Annotated in this window: 11 protein-coding genes; 6 read left to right on the top strand and 5 right to left on the bottom strand. The window is 66.0% G+C overall.

All coding sequences use genetic code 11. The features are described 5' to 3' along the window. Window positions 1-29 precede the first annotated feature (29 nt). On the top strand, window positions 30-662 hold the full coding sequence (locus ACQY39_RS22530; protein ID WP_428510083.1) for a hypothetical protein: 633 nt from the start codon (window positions 30-32) through the stop codon (window positions 660-662). A gap of 154 nt (window positions 663-816) precedes the next feature. Here ACQY39_RS22530 and ACQY39_RS22535 read toward each other — a convergent pair whose 3' ends face one another. Next, window positions 817-2403 (bottom strand): methyl-accepting chemotaxis protein, encoded by a 1587-nt coding sequence (locus ACQY39_RS22535; RefSeq protein WP_428510085.1) that lies wholly within the window; start codon window positions 2401-2403, stop codon window positions 817-819. Window positions 2404-2832: 429 nt separating this feature from the next. On the opposite strand from ACQY39_RS22535, the gene ruvC reads away from it, so the two are divergent. Continuing rightward, window positions 2833-3381: a crossover junction endodeoxyribonuclease RuvC gene (ruvC, locus tag ACQY39_RS22540; RefSeq protein ID WP_263518770.1), complete on the top strand. Its 549-nt coding sequence runs from the start codon at window positions 2833-2835 to the stop codon at window positions 3379-3381. Window positions 3382-3531: 150 nt separating this feature from the next. Continuing rightward, on the top strand, window positions 3532-4146 hold the full coding sequence (locus tag ACQY39_RS22545; protein WP_428510087.1) for a LysE family translocator: 615 nt from the start codon (window positions 3532-3534) through the stop codon (window positions 4144-4146). Window positions 4147-4159: 13 nt separating this feature from the next. Here ACQY39_RS22545 and ACQY39_RS22550 read toward each other — a convergent pair whose 3' ends face one another. Next, a complete protein-coding gene (locus ACQY39_RS22550) occupies window positions 4160-4675 on the bottom strand; it encodes a PEP-CTERM sorting domain-containing protein (protein ID WP_428510089.1) in 516 nt (171 codons plus the stop codon). A gap of 61 nt (window positions 4676-4736) precedes the next feature. Continuing rightward, a complete protein-coding gene (locus ACQY39_RS22555) occupies window positions 4737-7775 on the bottom strand; it encodes an ExeM/NucH family extracellular endonuclease (RefSeq protein WP_428510091.1) in 3039 nt (1012 codons plus the stop codon). A 368-nt stretch (window positions 7776-8143) separates the two neighbouring features. On the opposite strand from ACQY39_RS22555, the gene ACQY39_RS22560 reads away from it, so the two are divergent. The 3 genes from ACQY39_RS22560 to ACQY39_RS22570 all read left to right on the top strand — a co-directional run bounded on the left by ACQY39_RS22560 (window position 8144) and on the right by ACQY39_RS22570 (window position 13913). Further along, window positions 8144-9895 (top strand): ABC transporter ATP-binding protein, encoded by a 1752-nt coding sequence (locus tag ACQY39_RS22560; protein WP_428510093.1) that lies wholly within the window; start codon window positions 8144-8146, stop codon window positions 9893-9895. Window positions 9896-9980: 85 nt separating this feature from the next. Further along, window positions 9981-11699, top strand: coding sequence for an ABC transporter ATP-binding protein (locus tag ACQY39_RS22565; RefSeq protein ID WP_428510914.1), 1719 nt, complete (start codon window positions 9981-9983; stop codon window positions 11697-11699). Window positions 11700-13418: 1719 nt separating this feature from the next. After that, on the top strand, window positions 13419-13913 hold the full coding sequence (locus tag ACQY39_RS22570) for a DUF6265 family protein (protein WP_428510097.1): 495 nt from the start codon (window positions 13419-13421) through the stop codon (window positions 13911-13913). A 588-nt stretch (window positions 13914-14501) separates the two neighbouring features. Here the strand turns inward: ACQY39_RS22570 and ACQY39_RS22575 are convergent. Both ACQY39_RS22575 and ACQY39_RS22580 read right to left on the bottom strand, forming a co-directional pair. Beyond that, window positions 14502-16274: an HDOD domain-containing protein gene (locus ACQY39_RS22575; RefSeq protein ID WP_428510099.1), complete on the bottom strand. Its 1773-nt coding sequence runs from the start codon at window positions 16272-16274 to the stop codon at window positions 14502-14504. 167 nt (window positions 16275-16441) lie between these two features. Further along, on the bottom strand, window positions 16442-18265 hold the full coding sequence (locus tag ACQY39_RS22580; protein ID WP_428510101.1) for a M4 family metallopeptidase: 1824 nt from the start codon (window positions 18263-18265) through the stop codon (window positions 16442-16444). Window positions 18266-18582: the final 317 nt, after the last annotated feature.

Consider the following 18582-nt stretch of genomic DNA (forward strand, 5'->3'; position numbering starts at 1 on the left):
CCCGCCACGCTTCACGGAGGATGGCACGCATGAACGCATCGACAGGAACGGCCAAAACAGGCCTGAACCCACGCCAGAACCCACGCCAGAACCCGCGCCAGAACCCGCGCCTGAATCCGGGCCTGAGCGGGCGCCTGGCAAAAGGCCTGCTGAGCTTGGGCCTGGCGCTCGCCGCCAGCAGCGCAGCCCTGGCCGCCCCACTGATCAGCTTCCTCGCCACGCCGGCCCATGTCGGCGGCGTGGCCGGAAGCACCGTGGGTTGGGGCTATCAGATCACCAACCACAGCAGCGACTACTTTGTCGCCAGCGCCTTGAATGCCGACAGCTTTCAATGGGGCTCGCCGCTGTCCTTGTTTGATTTCCCCGTGCTGGCACCGGGCGCCACGGTGTCGCAGAACTTCAGCGCCAACCTCGCTGGCCTGTTCCAGCTGAGCTGGGACGCGCTGGCGCCTGAAGGCAGCAGCAACAGCGGGCTGTTCGTGCTTTCGGGCGACTTCTTTTCCGGCGACCCCTTGGCCGGCGGCCAGTTCATTGCCGCAGCACCTGACGCCGTAGCCAGCTACAGCGCCACGCTGCAGCCGGGCAGCCAGATTCCCGAGCCCGGTGCCTTGCTGCTGTCCTTGACGGCATTGGGATTGCTGCGCGTGGCCCGCCGAAAGTAAGGCCGATCACCGGCCACTGAATCAACACCGCGCAGCCAGGCGCTATCCCGTCACTGCGCGGCGGGACCGGCAGCCAGGGCCTAGCTGAGCCGGAGCGCCTTGGCCCAGGAGCAATCGAGTCAACCACGCCTTCGCTGTCGAGCTGCGGTGCCGTTCAGACCCTGGCACTCGTCGCCTGCAGGCGGAAATAGGCCACCGTCTCTTTCAAACGCTGCGCCTGCTCGCGCAAGCCATGCGCCGCCGCCGAGGACTCCTCGACCAAGGCGGCGTTCTTCTGGGTGTGCTGGTCCAATTCGACGATGGCCTGGTTGATTTCGCCAATGCCGCGGCTCTGGTGGCTGGAGCGGTCGCCCATGCCCTGGATCAGCTGGCTGACGCCGGCGATCTGTTGCGACAAACCTTCCATCGAGGCCCCAGCGGCCTGCACCTGGCCATAGCCATCGGCCACTTTTTCCCCACTGGCAGCAATCAGGCCGTTGATCTCGCGCGCCGCCAGCGTGGCCCGCTGCGCCAGGCTGCGCACCTCAGAGGCCACGACAGCAAAGCCACGCCCCTGTTCGCCCGCGCGCGCCGCCTCGACGGCCGCATTCAAGGCCAGGATATTGGTCTGAAAGGCAATGCCGTCGATCACCGAGGTGATCTCGCCAATGCGCTGGCTGGCCTGGGCGATGCCCTGCATGGTGCTGACCACCTGCTCCACCACGGCCGCGCTGCGGTCCGCCGTGTCTGAAACACCACGGGCCAAGCTACCGGCTTCGTTGACCACCTTGACTGAGTCCTGCACCGCCTCGGTCATCTTGGCCATGGTGGCTGCCGTCTGCTGCACATTGGCAGACTGGCTCTCGGTGCGCTCGCTCAGATCCTGATTGCCCATGGCGATCTGCGCGGCCGCCGAGGCAACCGAATTGGAGGCGCAGGCGATCTCGCCGATGACCTCGTGCAAGCGAGTCTGCATCGCCGCCATCGCGCCGATCACACTGCTCGCCGCCGCCGGCGCCTGGCCTGCCGCCTGCATCTGAATCCGCTGCGACAGATCGCCCGAGGCGATCTGCCCCGCCACTTGGGCAGCCAGCTCCGGCTCTCCGCCGAGCGTGCGGGTCAACCAGCGGACCACCGATTGCGCCACCAAGGCGCCCACCAGCATGGCCGCCAACATCAGGCCGATCTGCATCCGCACGGCCTGGCGGTAGCTGGCCTGGGCCGCCAGATACTCCTGCTCGGCCACCTCCTGCTGCAGCTCCACCAAAGCTTCGATCCGGCTGGAGATGGGGTCGAAGGCCGGGTACATCTGCTGTGCCGTGAAGGCTTGCAGTTCGGGCAAGGCCTGGCGCTCCAGCAGTTGTTGCAGCGCCAGCAAGGGCGCTTCGGCTGCGCGCATGGCGGACTCGACCTCCTGGGCCAGCGCCAACTCGCGCGCGTCCATCTGGGTGGCGCGGTAGGCCGCCCACTCGCGCTGGACCGTGTCCCGGGCGGCCTGTAGATCCTGCGCGGCCTGCTTCATGTCACGGCCACTGTGGGCCGCCTTGTGGGCGCCGTCCACCACCTGAACCGCATAGGCATCGGCCACTCGCTTCAGCTGCTTCAAGGGCAGCACCCGGTCCTCATACACCGTTCGCATGCCATGCTCCAACGCACTGAGGCGCTGCAGGCCTATGGCGATGGCCAGCAAAGTGAAGGCCGTCATCACGGCCGCGAAAAATCGCATGCGCGCACGCATGCCAAAGCCAACTGCTCTGCTCATTGTTTTCTTCTCCCTGAAGAACGTACTGCCCGGACTCCTAACCCCGCCTCATGGGCGGGCTCAGGGGCTTGGGCAGCATTCTTCTCAGGCGAGGATAGCGAGGAACGCCAATAAGCCAGGAATTCTGCCCCCAGTTCCAGCTGAATAGGCCGTTACGTCAATTCCCTCATAAGCAGTGAGTAGATGCAGCGGAGATGAGATATCCGACCGTGACCGTTGGGTGTCAGGCCTGAGCCAAACAGCCTATCGCCTGTCACTTGGCCGCAACTGCGACACTTGGCACATGAGAATTCTCGGCATCGACCCCGGCTTGCAGACCACGGGCTTTAGCTTCGGCACGGCGCAGGCGCGCCTTCACATTCGCGCAGCGAATGTGAGCCTGCGCAGAACCCCTCCCCACGCGAACCCTTCCTGAGACCTTTTTTCACCATGCGCATCCTCGGCATCGATCCTGGTTTGCAGACCACGGGCTTTGGCATCATCGATGCCGATGGCCCGCGGCTGAGCTATATCGCCAGTGGCACCATCAAGACCAACGCGGTGGCCACCGGCGACCTGCCGGCGCGACTGAAGATCATTTTTGACGGCGTGCGCGAAGTCTGCACGCGCTACCAGCCGCAATGCGCAGCGGTGGAGATCGTGTTCGTCAACGTCAACCCGCAGTCCACCCTGCTGCTGGGCCAGGCGCGCGGCGCCGCAATCACGGGCCTGGTGGCCGGCGACCTGCCGGTGGCCGAATACACCGCCCTGCAAATGAAGAAGGCCATCGTCGGCAACGGGCATGCCAAGAAAGAGCAGGTGCAGCACATGGTGCAACGCCTGCTGAACCTGCCCGGCGAGCCCGGCAAGGACGCCGCCGACGCCCTGGGTCTGGCCATCATGCACGCCCACGCCAGCGTCAGCTTCGCGGCCATGAGCCGCAGCACCACGCTGCAGCGGCGCCAGCATGCGCAGTTCAAGGGGAGCAGGACGTATTGAAGGGCGAGGAGTGAATCGTGAATCGTGAATCGTGAGTCGTGAGTCGAGGGGCAGAAGCGATGGCACCATTCACCATTCACCATTCACCATTCACCATTCACCATTCACCATTCACCATTCACCATTCACCATTCACCAGAAAGCCCACCCATGTTCGGCATTGCAGACTACGGCGCTTTTGTCGCTGCCATCCTGGTGTTCCTGTTGATCCCAGGGCCCGGCAATCTGGCGCTGATCACCTCGACCAGCAAGGGCGGCTTGCGCGGCGGCCTCGCCGCCTCGGCCGGCATCGTCGCCGGCGACCAAGTGCTGCTCTGGCTGGCGGTGGCCGGTGTGGCGGCCTTGCTGGCGGCCTACCCGACCGCGTTTGCCGCTGTGCAATGGCTGGGCGCGGGCTATCTGGCCTGGCTGGGCCTGAAGATGCTGCGCGCCAAGCCGGGCGCAGCACCGGTTTTGAACATCCGGCCGCGCCAGTATTTCCAGCAGGCGTTTTTTATCACCCTGCTCAACCCCAAGGCCATCGTCTTCTACATGGCCTTCTTCCCGCTGTTTGTAGATCCCGCGCAAAAGCCGGGCCTGCACACCTTCGCAGCCATGGCCGCCACCATCGCGGTGCTGGGTTTCAGCTACGGGGTGGTGGCCAGCTTGCTGACACACCACCTGGCGGCGCGCATGCGCGCCAACCCGAGCATCGCCCGCTGGCTGGAAAAGCTGGCGGGGCTGATGCTGCTGGGCTTCGGCTTGCGGCTGGCGCTGAGTCGTTGATTCAGCCGCAGGCTTAGGCGCTGAAGGCAGCGCGGCGGCGGCGGCTCAAGCCGGCCACCACGGCCAGGCCTGCCAGGCCCAGGGCCCAGCTGGCCGGCTCGGGCACGGCGCTGACGGTCAAGTCGCCCAGGCTGTCCAGGCCGTTCGCGTTGTAGGTGAAGCCGCTGCTGCCGAAGAAGGACTGCAGCTGCAGCGTGGCACCCGGTGTGACCAAGCCGGTGAAGCCGGCATTCGGGCCGATCAGCTGGCCACCCTCAAACTGGGCGTAGGCGTCAATGGCCGCGGGCAACTGGAAGGTCTGGCCCAGGAAGCTCAGGCTCAAGCCGCTCAGGGCCACAGTACCGTCCGGTCCCGCCAGTGCGGCGGCGGCATCGTCAAAGCTGAACTGGCCGCTGAGCAGCTGGCCCAGCTGCGGGCCGGAAGTGACGGTGCCGCTGAAGTTGTAGGTGGCGGCCTGGGCCGCGAAGGCAGCGCTGGCGAGGGCAAGTGCGAGGGCGCTGCGGGTAAAGGTGTGGGAGAGAAGCTTCATGGTCGGTGATTTCTAAAGTGTTGGGCAGGTGGCGCGAGGACCAAGCCCTCGCGCCGCAGCATCAGTAGCGGTAATTGACGGGGCTCAGCTGCTCGCAGCGCAAGCCCTTGAGCTGCACCAGGGGGCGGCTCTTCTGGAAACCCGAGCTGCCCTTGGCGTCGATGCCGACCAGGGCATTGCTGCTGACATTGGTGCAGACGATGTGACCTTGGGCAAAGGGATCAGCCAGGTTCAGGCCCAGGCTTTGCAGCAGGGCGCGCACATCGAGCAGGTCGTCGGCGGGGTTGAAATCGGTGATCACATCGCCCGCGTCGGCCATGCTGGCGTAGACGAACTGGTCACGGCCGGCGCCACCGGTCAGGGTGTCGGCACCGGGGCCGCCTTCGATGAGGTCGTCACCGGCCGTGCCCACCAGGCTGTCGCGGCCGGCCGTGCCCTTGATCGTCTTGTACAGGTTCAGACCCAGCACCATGGGGTCATGGTCGCTGGAGCGGTAGGGCTCGGCGCTGTAGTAGCCGACCGGGTTGAACTCGGTGTTGTAGTCGATGACGGTGGGCTCGTCGGCGTTGATGTGCCAGGAGGTGGCACCGCTGACCTTGGGCACGATGGACGCGCTGCCGAAGCCATGGTCCAGGCGGCCGGCAAAGCCATCGAAGACGTAGGAATAGTGCTCGGGGTCGATGCGGCCGACCAGGTCGACGATGGCGCCGCCCTGGGTCAGAATCTCGATCGGGTCTTCCTGGGCATAGGCATTGAAGTCACCGAGCAAGATCACATCCTGCGTACCGGCGGCCGCCTGCACCTGGCTGACGAAGCCCTTGAGGCGCTGCGCCTGCTGCTGGCGGGTGGCGTTGTAGCAACCTTGCAGATCGTTCTGGTCGGCATCGGCGCCTGAGGCACCGCTGCAGCTCTTGGACTTCAGGTGGTTGACCAGCACGGCAAAGCGCTCGCCGTTGGCGGCGCGGAAACCTTGCGCCAGGGTTGGGCGGTTGTTGACGGGGTCGGTGTCGGACAGCGGCGCGCCAACAGGGCTCAGCTTGGCCGGCTTGTAGATCATGGCGACGCGGATGGCGTCATCGCCGGTGTCGCCCGGCAGGGCCACCGAAGCGTAGGTCCCGGCGCCGAGCACGGCATTGAGGCCGTCCACCAGGTTCTGCACGGCCACCTGGCCGTTGTTCTGGATCTCCATCAGACCGACCACATCGGCATTGAGCGCGCTCAGCGAGGCGACGATCTTGGCCTTCTGGCGGCTGAATTCATTGAGGTTGTCGGCGCCGCGGCAGTTGGCGGCCGAGCTGGCACCGCCCAGGCTGCAACCCTGGCCGGTCTGGCCCGAGGCGGTCTGGCCATTGGTGAAGGTGGTGAAGAAGTTCAGCACATTGGCGCTGGCGATGCGGACATTGCCGCCCACGACCGGCGCGGTCTGCGGGCGCGGGTTGCTGCGCTGGAACTGCGGCGTGCCCACCGGCTGCAGGCGGTACATGGAGGCACCGGTGGCATTGCTGGTGGCGGGGCCGAAGTCGATCACGCCGGTCAGCGACTCGATGGTGTCGCCGGCACGCACCGTCTTGTCCGCGCCCATGAAGGGCACGGGGTTGGGGTTCTGCGCGAGGCTGTTGTCGTCCAGGATGATGGCGCGGGCCAGATTCGCCTGGTACATCGCCTGAGCGTCCGGGCCGGGGCGCAGGACGTTGGTCGGGTTCAGCAGGCGGCCACCGGCGGCCAGGGTCAGCTGGCCGTAGCGGCCGAGGAAGTAGTTCTGCTGCACGGTGATGGGGCCGGTCAGCGTGACCAGCATGCCCTCATAGGCTTCGAGCGCGCCATTGGGCAAGGTGGCCAGGTTGACGGCCGTGGGCTCAATCTGATGGCCGCTGCTCAGCACCGTCAGGCCGCTGATGTTCTTCAGCTGTGTGATGGTGCCCTGGCCGGCAGTGAACTCGGTGACCACGCCGCTGAGCTGCAGCTTCTGGCCCACGGCCACGATGGGCGCGGTGCTGGTGAAGACGAAGATACCGTCCGAGGTGGCGGGGTTGCCATCGCCCAGCGGGTCTTGCAGATAGAAGCCGGTGGGGCTGAGGTAGGTGACCACGCCGCCGGTGCTGACGGTCTGGTTCAGCAGCGGGCTGCTGGCGCCGCTGCCCTGGATGCTGTAGACCGGCGTGAGGCCGGCCACATTGACCTTGAAGCTGCAGACGGCCGTCTGCGCCTCGTTGTTGGCCCATTGCAGATTGAGGCTGTAGCTGCCGCCGCCGACCGAGGCGTCCACCTCGATCTCGGCCGTGGCCACGCCGCCATCGGCCTGGGCCGGGGTGAAGGCGCCGAGCGTGATGCCGGCGGGCCAGTTGCCCGAGATGGCACGGGCGTTGACGACGCTGTCGGCGTCGCTAGCCGTGACGCTGAAGCGGCTGTTCTGGCCGGCTGTGGCCGAGCTGTCGGGGCAGACCGGCACGATGGGCTGGTCGCCTGGCACACCGCCGCCGCAAACATGGGCCGGCGTGGCCGAGTTGCGCAGCAGCGGGCTGCCAATGTCGAAATCCTGGCTGTTGTTGTTGTCGTCCTTGCAGCCGGCGCTCTTGCGCTGGGCCGAACTCGTGTTGTTGAGCACCGGTGTGGGCGCTGCCTCGAAGCCATTGGCGCTGCCATAGCCGACCAGATCGACATAGCTACCGGCAGCCGGGTTGGCGCCGCTCAGGGCGGTGGTGCTGGCCACCAGGGCAACCTTGCCCGAGGCGGCACCCAGGTTCAGCGTGCCTGTGCCGTCCTGCGTGGTGATGTCGGCGCCCAGGCTGCCGGCATTGCCCTGGCGGATCAGCAGGTAGCGGCCCGGCTGCAGGGTGGTGTTGGCGAGGTTGTTCAAGGCCGACACGTTCCAGTTGCCGGTGCCGGTGGCACTGCCGTACTGCAGCGAGTATCCGGCCAGGCTGACCGGCTGGCTGCCGGCGTTGAAGAGCTCGACATAGTCATGCTTGAAGCTGGGGCTGCCGGTGGTGGCACCGCCGCCGCCGTAAACTTGGCTGATGACCAGGCCATTGCTCGAAGCCAGGGCCAAGGGGGCGGCGAACGCAGTGGCCAGCAGGCCGACAAGGGTGTTCAGTTTCATGAGGACTCCGACATGAAAAGAAGAAAAAAGGAAACGGACGGACGTGGTGATGAACGACACAGCAGCCCCGGCACCCAAGCCGAGCTGCAAACAAACGTTTGCCAGTGCAGTCTTTGAGGAAATCAAGCCCAGCGCAATAGATGCTAGTGCCGATAGATGACAACTTGAGACACCCGAAACACGGGGGCTGTGAGGACGGGCGCTTGCCGGTCTGAGCAGCAAGCCAGGCTGCTGACAAGGCGGGGCGGGCGAGCCTCCTAGAATCTGACCCAACCCAGCCAGGCGTGCACGGCGCGCCAAGCCTCCGCTGAAGTGTGGGCCGCCCCAGCCGGCCGCGGCCCGACCTCGCCAACCTCGCTCCCATCCCCATGACCCTGACCCAGATGCTCGCCGGCTTTGTGCGCCGGCATTGGCCGGCCTATGCCGGTTCGGCCCTGATGCTGGCTGGCATTGCCCTTCTGATCGTCTGGATCCCCCGCCAGGTGGGCCAGGTGGTGGACGGCCTGGTGGCCGGCCGACTGCAAGGCACGGCCCTGCTGCAGGAGCTGGCCCTGCTGGTGGGCGCCGGGGTCTGCATCTACCTGCTGCGCGTGGGCTGGCGACTGGCCTTGTTCGCCGCCGCCTACCGCCTGGGCCAGCAGCTGCGCACCCGGCTCTATGCCCGCCTGAGCCTGCAAGGCCCGGCCTACTTTCAGGCCAAACGCACCGGCGACCTGATGGCCCTGGCCACCAACGACATCGACGCCGTCGAGATGGCCGCCGGCGAAGCCCTGCTCGCCGCCTTTGACGGCAGCCTGACCCTGCTGCTGGTGCTCTTGATGATGACGGTGGGTGTGGACTGGCGCCTGGGTCTGGCCACCTTGATACCTTTTCCCTTCATGGCCTTTGCCTTCTGGCGCATCTCCAACCATGTGCACCATGCCTGGCAGAGCTCGCTGGCCCAGTTCTCCGGGCTGAACCAGCATGTGCAAGAGGGCTTGAGTGGCGTGCGAACCCTGCGCGCCCTGGGCCTGCTGCCGCGCAACACCCGCCAGTTCAGCGAGCTGGCCGCCGGCGCCGGCGAGGCCAGCTTCCAGGCCCAACGCTGGGAGGCGGCGTTCGAGCCCGCCGTGGGCATGACCTTGAGCGCGGCCATGGCCATCGCCCTGGGCCTGGGCGGCTGGCTGGTGGCGCGCCAGGAGCTGAGCATCGGCCAGCTGACCTCCTTCACCATGTACCTGGGCCAGCTGATCTGGCCCATGTTCGCTGCCGGCTGGGTGCTGTCCCTGCTGGAGCGCGGCCGCGCCGCCTGGGACCGCCTGGGCCCGGTGCTGGAAGCGCCGCTGAGCTTGCAAGACGAAGGCCAGGCCGAGCTGCCGCCGGCGGCCACCCTGCGCTTCGAGGGCGTCAGCTTCAGCTACCCCGAGGCCCAGAAGCCGGCCTTGCAGGACATTGCGCTGGAACTGCCACCCGGCCAGACCCTGGGCCTGGTCGGCCCGACCGGATCGGGCAAGTCCACCCTTTTGCGCCTGCTGCTGCGCCAGTTCGAGCCCAGCCAAGGGCAGATCACCTTCGGGGGCCAGGTCTTGCCCGCGCTGCGCCTGGCGGCGCTGCGGCGCGCCCTGGCCTGGGTGCCGCAAGAGCCATTCTTGTTCTCGGCCCGCATCGCCGAGAACATCGGCCTGGCCCGGCCCGAGGCCAGCGCCGCCGAGGTCGAGGAAGCCGCCCGCCTGGCCGCCGTGCACGAGGACATCCTGCGCCTGCCGCAGGGCTATGCCACCGAGATCGGCGAGCGCGGTGTGACGCTCTCGGGCGGGCAGCGGCAGCGCGTAGCCATCGCCCGGGCGCTGCTGGCCGATGCGCCGGTGCTGCTCCTCGATGACGCTCTGTCGGCGGTGGATACCGGCACCGAGACGCAAATCCTCGACCACCTGCGCGACTTGCGCCGCCAGCGCCCCGAGCGCAGCGCCATCATCGTCAGCCACCGCCTGAGCGCGGTCATGGAGGCCGACCAGATCCTGGTGCTGCGCGGCGGCCGCATCACCGAGCGCGGCAGCCACGCCGAGCTGCTCGCCCTGGGTGGCTGGTATGCCACGCAGTGGCGCTATCAACAACTGGAGGCCAGCCTTGACGCACTCTGACACCGCCACGGCAGGCAAGAACAACAGCAACAGCACCGCCGAAGCCAGCAAACCCGAGTCTCCCTGGGCAGCGGTCGGCTTGCTGATGGAGGCGGCCCAGCCCGAACGGCCTCAGCTCTGGCGCGGCCTGGCCTGGCTGATCGCCGCCGCTGGCCTGGAAGCCCTGGGGCCTATCCTCGGCAAGCATTACATCGACACCTACTTGCTACCCGGTCGTTTCGACGGGATGGACGTGCAGGCCATGGCCAGCCTGCTGGCTGCCCTGCTGCTGACCGGCTGGGCCGCCAGCTGGATCCGCTTTGCACAGCTCAGCCGCATGGCCGGCGTGGCGCGGCGCTCGGTGCAGCGCCTGCGCGAGCGGGTCTACAGCCATGTGCTGGCCCTGCCCATGGCCTTTTTCGACCGCGCCATCACCGGCCAGCTGGTCAGCCGCGTCACCAACGACAGCGAGGCGGTCAACACCCTGTACCGCCAGGTCTTGTACGTGATGCTCGACTCCAGCATCGTCGTGCTCGGCTCGCTGATCGCCATGGCCTGGCTGGACTGGCGGCTGATGCTGATCGTGGCCATGCTGGTGCCGGCCATGCTGATCATCATCAGCATCTACCGCCGCCTCAGCGCGCCGGCCGTCGCGCGGGCGCGCGAGCTGCGCAGCGACATCAACGCGCAGATGGCCGAGAGCATGGCCGGCATGGCCATGCTGCAGTCGGCCGGCGCTGCGCCGCGCTTCAGCGCCCGCTTCGAAGCCACCAATGTCCAGCACCGCGCGGCCCGAGTGCGAGAGCTCAGCGCCAATGCCTGGCTGCTGCGCCCGGCCCTGGACCTGCTCAATGTGCTGCTGCTGGTGACCGTGATCTACGGCTTCGGCCAGCGCGATCTGAGCGGGCTGGAGGTGGGCTTGCTCTACGCCTTCCTGAGCTATATCGCCCGCGTGGTCGAGCCACTGAGCCAGATCACCTTGCAGTTCAGCCAGCTGCAGCAATCGATGATTGCCGCCGCACGCGTGCGCAGCCTGCTGCAGGAAACCGCACCGGTCAGCAGCAGCCAGCAAGCCAGCCGGTGCATCGATGCCGGCGAGATCCGAATCGAAAGCCTGGAGTTCAGCTACCAGCCTGGCCGCCCGGTACTGGAGCGCTTGAACCTGCACTTCGAACCCGGCAGCTTTGTCGGCATCGTCGGTCACACGGGCAGCGGCAAGTCCACCCTGCTCTCCCTGCTGCTGCGCTTCTACACGCCCCAGCAAGGCCGCATCACGATCGACGGCCAGGCCCTGGACAGCGTGCCGGACGAGGCCTTCCGCAAGGCCGTGGGCCTGGTGCCGCAAGAGCCCTATCTGATGGCCGCCAGCGCACGCGAGAACATCACCATGGGCCGCCCCGACATCAGCGAAGCGCAGATGCGCGAGGCCGCCCGCGCCGCACGCATCGACGACTTCCTGTCCGCCCTGCCTCAAGGTTATGACACCTTGCTCGGCGAAGGCGGCGCCCGCGTTTCCACTGGCCAGAAACAGCTGATCGCCATGGCCCGCGCCCTGGCCGGCGCACCCAAGATTTTGTTCCTCGACGAAGCCACCTCCAATATCGACAGCGCCACCGAACAAATCGTCGGCGAAGCCCTGACGGCGCTGCGCGGCCGCGTCACCGTGGTGGCGATTGCCCACCGCCTCTCCACCATCCGCGAAGCCGACCAGATCGTCGTCCTCAACCACGGCCACCTGGTCGAACGTGGCAGCCACAGCGAGCTGATGGCGATCGAGGGCGGGCTGTATCAGAGGTTGGTGCAGTTGCAGGATTTGAGTGAGTGAGGCGGGAAGAAGTGAACGGGTGAACAGGTGAATGGCATGGGGTGAACGCCGCGAAGCGACTGCCTTGGTTCGTGCCGCTACAGCCACTGCACCGCCATCGGCAACGAGTGCCCAGGCCCTGGCTCAGCCCGCGCCCAGCCAGCCCGCACTCCAGGCGGCACAAGCCTTCATGGTACGGGTGGCGCAGATCGACATCCACCGCTGTCCCCAGTGCAAGACCGGGCAGATGCGGGTGGTGCAGGTCCTGGCCGGGCTACGCCGGCTGCCCGTGCCCGGAGCGAAGCTAGATCCAGCAGGCAGACCGCACGTCCAAGCCAAAGGTCCGCCGGGAGCACAAGCACCTGCCGAGGTCGAGCTCGAAAGCGCCGTGCCTGCAGTGTGGAGGGAGGCCCGACTGAGCCAGTTGCGGCTCCAGCGCTGGTACTGGCCGAAAAGCACCCACTCCAAGGCCGCCGCAGCGCGCCTCAAACTGAAGCCAGGCGCCTTGCGGGAATATCACGAGCGCCAGAACTTTGTTGCCGCCCATGATCGGCGTCATGTCTGCCACCACTGCGAACCACTCCACATGGCCCACATGCCTCGCTCGCCACGTGGGTGGTGACGGTTTCGTCCAACACGGTTGCCCTACCGTCCGCCGCATTGGGCTGTTAGCTCACCGCCGTGCGGCGGCAGATAAACGCTGACTGTGAGGTGACCTCACGGATTCAGGGGTTAGCCCTCGTCAATGTTAGGGAAGAAGAGCAAGCGCCCCCCAAGATTGCACCCATCTTGAGCTCGGCTTTACAAGGCAAGATAGTTGGGCATTCCAGTTCTGGATGCGTTGACGTAACTTTCGGGGAATAGATATGAAAACGATTCATTTGAGAGTAACTCTACTCACTGGGAATGATGACCTCCGTGGTGGAAGCTGGGCCGACTTCATCCTGAAGTTGGAAGGTGTTCCGACTCCGTTGGAGCAGCGTCAGTTCACTGGTACAGGCGGACTTGGTGGCCGCTCTTCCCACGGCTTCGACGTCCGCTTTATGGTTCCCGACACGTTTCAGCCAAGCCACATCGAGAACTTCCAGATTCGCCACGTCTCGCAAGAGAGCTTCGGACAAACAGCCGATAACTGGGACCTACGTTATGCCACCGTCGATCTCATCCCAACGCCTCCGCCCGCAACTAGGGTCGGGGCAACTGGTCCACATCGGTTCGACGGAAGCCATCGGGTTTTGACGACCGCTTCCAGAATCTGAACCGCGCAGTCGCAAGCTTCTCCATGCGAGAACTTCTTGAAGTGCAACGTAGCGCGGGTATCAGGGCAAGCGGCGAAGCCTCCGGCCTTACAGGGACTTCCCGCTGAGTCAACACCGCCGCATTGAATTGCCCCTTCGAGACTTTCTGAATCGCGATTCATTGCACATGCCGACGCGGCAAGGGACTGATCAGAGAACAGAGAACTGACTGCCACTCTACAAACGGCCTTGTTGCACAGGGGCGCGACAGGGGCGCAAGGATCAGCCCTTGAATTTGCCCATGGCGCAAGGGTCCATGGCGCAAGGGTCAGGCCTTGAATCTGAAGTCCCTATGAGTCGCGCGGAGCCCCGTCAATTGGGCAGCAGACTTCAGCACCAGACACTCCACGATGCAGGCATCCTGTTGACCGCTTAAGAGCCTTTTTGACAATCTGGCTACCGACCACATCATTGAATTGAACAGCGGAGGGACTTGTTCGCCATGCGATGCCCCAGCCTCGCCTCCGTCACCGCGCTGATGACCCTCTGCCTGTCTGCTGCGGCGCAGACCCAGGAAGCGCACTTTTCATCACTGAGCTGGATGTCCGGCTGCTGGGCCGCGGAGTCGGATGAGCCTGGCTCCGGCGAACACTGGTTGCCGCCGGCCGGCGGGACCCTGCTGGGTGTCGCCAAGACGGTGAAGAACGGCAGGACTGTGGCGCATGAGTTCCTGCAGATCCGGCTGAATACCGAGGGCAAGATCGTGTACATCGCCCAACCATTTGGGCAAAAAGAGGCGACGTTCGCGGCCACAAGCGTCAGCGAAACCGCGGTCACGTTTGCGAATCCGCAGCACGATGTGCCGCAGCGCATCACCTGCCGGATGCTACCCGGTGATCGCTTGGCCGCAGGAATCGAAGGCCAGCGCGACGGCGCCCTGCGTGGCTTCGACTTCCCGATGAAGCGAGTGCCATGCGAAGCATTGGCGGGCGAGTGAATCTACACAAGTCGCTCACATCACAGCCAATGCCTCGGGACTCATGGCTTGGTTGAATCGGGGCCGCGGGCAGGCACAGCGGAAACCTGGCGATGAACCTGCAACTTAGCTCTGACCCGCCGCTTTTCTTGGGGGCCTTTCTGCTCGCAGCCCTTGCAACAGCAGGCATGTACCGGCGCGAGTTCAAGCGCTCGCCGGACAAAGCGGCTCGCTACTGCGCCCTGCCGCTCTGCTATAGAGCCCTGTGCTGGCTGCTGGTCTTGCCGCTGTTTGCAGGCAGCTTGCCGACCAAGTGGCTGTTGGTGCCGGCCCTAGCTTCGCTCTACCTCGCCGAGTCCTGTGCATTCGCTGGTACCGCAGGGCGGGGCTTTGGCACTAGGGCTTTGGCCCAGTGCTGCCACCGCCCGTCACCACCTGGTTGCGCAAGGTCTAGAGCAGGGTCAGCTCGCGCTCGCTGATGTGAAGGGTTCCGGTTTCGGCGCGGTCGCCGTCAATAGCGGGGAGGACCAGGCCGCCGGCGACCCGGGGCAGCTGGACCAAGATGCCGGGGCGGACCTGCTGGCGGTGCCAGGCAGGCAAGCATTCTTTTCAGCCCGGGCCGGCGCCACCAAATCGCATGGCCATCACGACCTGGTTGCGCAAGGTCTTGAGCAGGCGCAGCTCGCGCTCGCCGATTTGCAGCCCACCGGCGACGGCCTGGTCGCCGTAGAAGGCGCCGAGCACTTGCTCACCGGCCACCATGGGCAGGAGCACAAAGGTCTGGGCGCGCACCTGCTTGGCGTACCAGGGCGGCAGGCGCTGAGCAATGACAGGGTCGGAAGCGTCCGAGATCAAGGTGTCGGCGCCCTTGCTGCAGAGCAGACCGAACAGCTCACTGGGCGGCTTGAGCGGAATGTCGAACACCGGCGCCAGCTCCTGGGCCCGTTCGCCCATGCCCATGCGGCCGCGCAGACCGCCGCTGGTCGGGTCACGCAGGCAGACGATGACGCGCTGCAGCTGCAAGGCGTCCTGCATTTCCTTCATGCACAGCTGCAGCAGCTTGGCCGCCGGCGCGCCGGACAGCACCAGCTCGCTGACGCGCTCGAGCGCAGCCGACAAGGCCTCGGCCATGACGGGGTTGGCGGGCGCCGGTGCGGCGGCAGGCCGGGCCGCTGGGGCGGGCGCCGGGGCCGGCTTGGCTGCTGCCTTCTCGGGCGCTTTTTCGGACGCCTTTTCGGCGGTCTTGGCTTTGACCGGCACGGCTACCGGGTCGAAGCCCAGGGTCTTGGCCAGATCGTCCCAGACCAGCTTGACCTGCTCGACCACGGCGGGCAAGACCTCGGGGTCGAGATTCAGCGGCACGCCCATCTCCGCGGCAAAGCGGTCGACACAGGCTTTGCGCGCCTCGGCCCGCTCCTCGGCATTGCCGCCGCCGGGCAGGCGCAGCAAGTCACCGGCCAAGCGGTTGGCCGCGGTGCAAAGCACGCGCTGGTATTCCTCAGGCCCGGCCGGCCGCTCCAGGCTGCTGGGCGCCAGGCTGCGCATGGCCACGCGGACCGATTCGGGCCAGCCCCAGCTCTTGGCCACCTCGACGCCGATCTCCTCGAAGCCCAGGCCCCATTGCTGGCGGGCGAGTTTTTCGCGCTTGTCGTGCCAGGCCGATTCGCCTTCAAGCAAGCCCTCGGCTTGCAGGCGCGCCTCGATCGCGGCTGTGTCCTCGGCGAAGTGCATGCCGGCCAGCATGCTGCCGAGGTTCTGGAACAGGGCATTCAAGTAAGCGCCCTCGATGTGCTTGCTGCTGTTGCACATCTCATGCGCCAGCAAGGCCGCCATCTGAGCGCGGCCGAACTCCTGGCGCAGGCGGTTGCCGTCGGCCGTCTTGGGCAGGCGCTCGAACAACATCAGAGAGCTGGCCACCATGCCGATGGTCTGGAAGCCCATCAAGGCGACCGCACGCTCCATGCTGGTGATGCTGCCGCCACCGGCCGAGCTGTAAAACGCGGCGTTGACCAGACGCAACAGTTTGCCGGTCATGGCAATGTCGTTGGAGATCTCGCCGGTCAGGGCGCGGGTGTGCGCCTTCTCGGAGCGGCTGACCTTTTGCATGGAGCGGACCGAATCCTTCATGGACGCGAAGTCGGCGTGAGCAGCGATCTTCTGCATCAGGCGCTGCAAGCGGGCCTCGCGTTCGGCGGCCTCTTTTTCCTCGGCCTCGCGCTGGGCGGCCAAGCGCTCCGCTTCCTCCGGGTCGATGGCTGCTGCGCCCTCGGTTTCCTGACCCTGCGCCGCATCCAGAGCCGGTCCGGCTTCGACGGGCACCTCTGCGCCGGGTGGCGGGAGCGCGTCGGCGTCCCGGTCTTGCGAGCCAGAAGAAGAAGTCATGAACGTGCGTCCCACCGAGCGGCGGCTAGATTCGGAGCCGCGATCTTCGCACCACCCGCGCTGGCGCCCAAAGCACAAAAAGCAAGGCCGATCCTGCGCATGTCAGGACCGGCCTTGCCGTGATTCAGCAGACAGCCACGGCCCGAAGGCCGCGGCAGCGCTCAAACTCAGTTGTGGTTGGCGACCAAGCTGGTGCCTGTGACTGCCGAGTAGGCATTCAGCAGCAGGTAGTAGGTGCCAGCCTTGGGGGCGGCGACCGTGATGGTCTCGGTGTTGGTCGAACCATCCGACTTCAGCTCGAAGCTGGTCGTGGTCGGAGCCGAGCCAAACTTCAGGTAGATGTCGCCATCACCCGTGCCGCCCGAGAGCTTGAAGGTCAGATTCTTGGCACCGGTCGGCACCACCAGGGTGTAAGTCAGCTTGGCACCCTTGGCCAGGCTGATGCCGGTCTTGGCCACGCCCTTGGTCAGGGGGATGGCGGCCGGCGGCGGCGTGGTGCCGCAGCTGACGCCCACAGCCGAGAAGGCAGCGGTGACATCGGCCGTGGCGTAGCCGCGGGCGGTGGCGGCCTTTTCGACACCGCAAGCGCCTTGGTTGAAGGTGCTGCTGGCCGTCCAGTACAGGCGGTTGGCATCGACCATCACTTCGAAGGCCTTGCGGGTGTTCCAGCCGGCCTTGGTGGCCAGCAGGTAGAAGGCCTTGTTGAAGACACCACTCGAATGGTGAACGTCCATGCCTGCACGATAGGCACTGGCATTGCCGATCGAGCGGCCGTCACGGGTCGGGTCGGCGAAATAGCGCAGGGCGCCGGAGGCCTTGAAGATCTCGCTGCCGACCAGCCAGTCGTTCGTGCCCTTCATGAAGTACTCAGCCGCTTCACCGGCCATGTCGGAGAAGGCCTCGTTGATGCCACCCGACTGGTTGGAGTACACCAGGCCCGAGTTCTGCTCGGTGAAGCCGTGGCTGACTTCGTGCGCGGACACATCCAGCGACACCAGGGGGTAGAAGGTGGACGCGCCGTCACCGAAGTGCATGGCCGAGCCGTCCCAGAAGGCGTTCTCGTAGTTGCTGCTGTAGTGCACCTTCATGTACAGAGTCTGGCTGATCGGGCGGATGTTGAACCAGCCTTGGTACATATTGAAGACCACATTGCCGAAGTAATGCGCGTCGTTCAGCGGCGAGTAGGCGCCGTTGGTCAGCTTGTACTCGTTGCGTGGGCAGGTGAACTTGTAGGGGGTGCTGCCGCTGGTACCGCCCCTCAGGTCGACGGTGATGACGTTGCCGCTGTTCATCTGGCAATCGGTGGTCACGACCAGGGGGCCGTAGGTGGTGCCGTATTCGTACTTGCCGGTCTTGGTGTTGCCGCCGGGGCCGGTGGCGTTGGCGTGGTTCAGGCCTTCCCACTGCTCAAGCACGGCGCCGCTGTTGGCGTCGATCAGCAGGTGCGGGCGGCTGGGCTCATCGCCGTGGCTGGTCAGGAAGGAGACCAGGTAGACCAGCTGGGCGACGTTGCGCTCGTTGAGCTTGACGAAGAGCTTGACCTGCTCGTTGCTGGTCTTGCCCACCTTGGATGCTTCCTTGGCGCGGCTCTTGGCCACGGCCAACACGGCTTGCTCGCTCAGGCTGGGCTGCACATGGCCCAGGTCTTGGTTGATGTTGCGAACCAGAGCGCCCGAGAAGCTGGGCGTGCGGCTGCCCTTGGACAGGTGCTCGACCACGGCTTCGCCCCAGATGGGCACGCCTTGGTAGTGCTGCTCGTAGCGGGTGACCACCAGGCCGCTGGAGTAGGTCTGGCTGCGCAGGGGCTTGAGCTCGTCGGCAGCCAGGCCCAGGGCGGCCGGGCCGGTGACGCCGCGGGCGGCCACCAGGCCGACGCGTGCCAGGTCAGCGCCTTCGAGTTCGACGCGGTCAGCCGCCATGGCCTGGCAGGCCAGGGAAGCGGCGGAGGCCAGCAGTGCGCTGCGGGCCAAGAGTTTGAAAGTTGCTTGCATGGTGGTTCGACTCCTAGGAATGAAGGCTTGTCAGCCCATATTTGTAGACCCGGCAGACCGGTGAGTGGCTTGCGGGCCGGTAAGGTCAAACCCTGGATCGCAAGGCCATACCCCTCACCGTCTGACCCCGGTCGCCGTGCCGCAGCAACCATCGCCACAGCCGCCGCCCGCCACGTTTGAAGGCAGCCGGTCAGTGGGAGCGAATCCTAGTGAAGGGCGGTTTCCGCACAAGCTGTAAGAACTGACATCCGCATTCGCCCCAATTTCGGGGAGGGGGCCTTTGGGACGATGGTTGCGCGCTCGGCGAGGCCATCAAC

The organism is Roseateles sp. (assembly GCF_965262435.1).
Lineage (GTDB): Bacteria > Pseudomonadota > Gammaproteobacteria > Burkholderiales > Burkholderiaceae_C > Paucibacter_A.

What these genes read in the sequence shown, in the direction of transcription:
- ACQY39_RS22530 (WP_428510083.1), top strand. Translation starts at nt 30, where the DNA reads ATGAACGCATCGACAGGAACGGCCAAAACAGGCCTGAACCCACGCCAG.
- ACQY39_RS22580 (WP_428510101.1), bottom strand. Translation starts at nt 18,265, where the DNA reads ATGCAAGCAACTTTCAAACTCTTGGCCCGCAGCGCACTGCTGGCCTCC.
- ACQY39_RS22535 (WP_428510085.1), bottom strand. Translation starts at nt 2,403, where the DNA reads ATGAGCAGAGCAGTTGGCTTTGGCATGCGTGCGCGCATGCGATTTTTC.
- ACQY39_RS22565 (WP_428510914.1), top strand. Translation starts at nt 9,981, where the DNA reads ATGGAGGCGGCCCAGCCCGAACGGCCTCAGCTCTGGCGCGGCCTGGCC.
- ACQY39_RS22560 (WP_428510093.1), top strand. Translation starts at nt 8,144, where the DNA reads ATGACCCTGACCCAGATGCTCGCCGGCTTTGTGCGCCGGCATTGGCCG.
- ruvC (WP_263518770.1), top strand. Translation starts at nt 2,833, where the DNA reads ATGCGCATCCTCGGCATCGATCCTGGTTTGCAGACCACGGGCTTTGGC.
- ACQY39_RS22550 (WP_428510089.1), bottom strand. Translation starts at nt 4,675, where the DNA reads ATGAAGCTTCTCTCCCACACCTTTACCCGCAGCGCCCTCGCACTTGCC.
- ACQY39_RS22570 (WP_428510097.1), top strand. Translation starts at nt 13,419, where the DNA reads ATGCGATGCCCCAGCCTCGCCTCCGTCACCGCGCTGATGACCCTCTGC.
- ACQY39_RS22555 (WP_428510091.1), bottom strand. Translation starts at nt 7,775, where the DNA reads ATGAAACTGAACACCCTTGTCGGCCTGCTGGCCACTGCGTTCGCCGCC.
- ACQY39_RS22545 (WP_428510087.1), top strand. Translation starts at nt 3,532, where the DNA reads ATGTTCGGCATTGCAGACTACGGCGCTTTTGTCGCTGCCATCCTGGTG.
- ACQY39_RS22575 (WP_428510099.1), bottom strand. Translation starts at nt 16,274, where the DNA reads ATGACTTCTTCTTCTGGCTCGCAAGACCGGGACGCCGACGCGCTCCCG.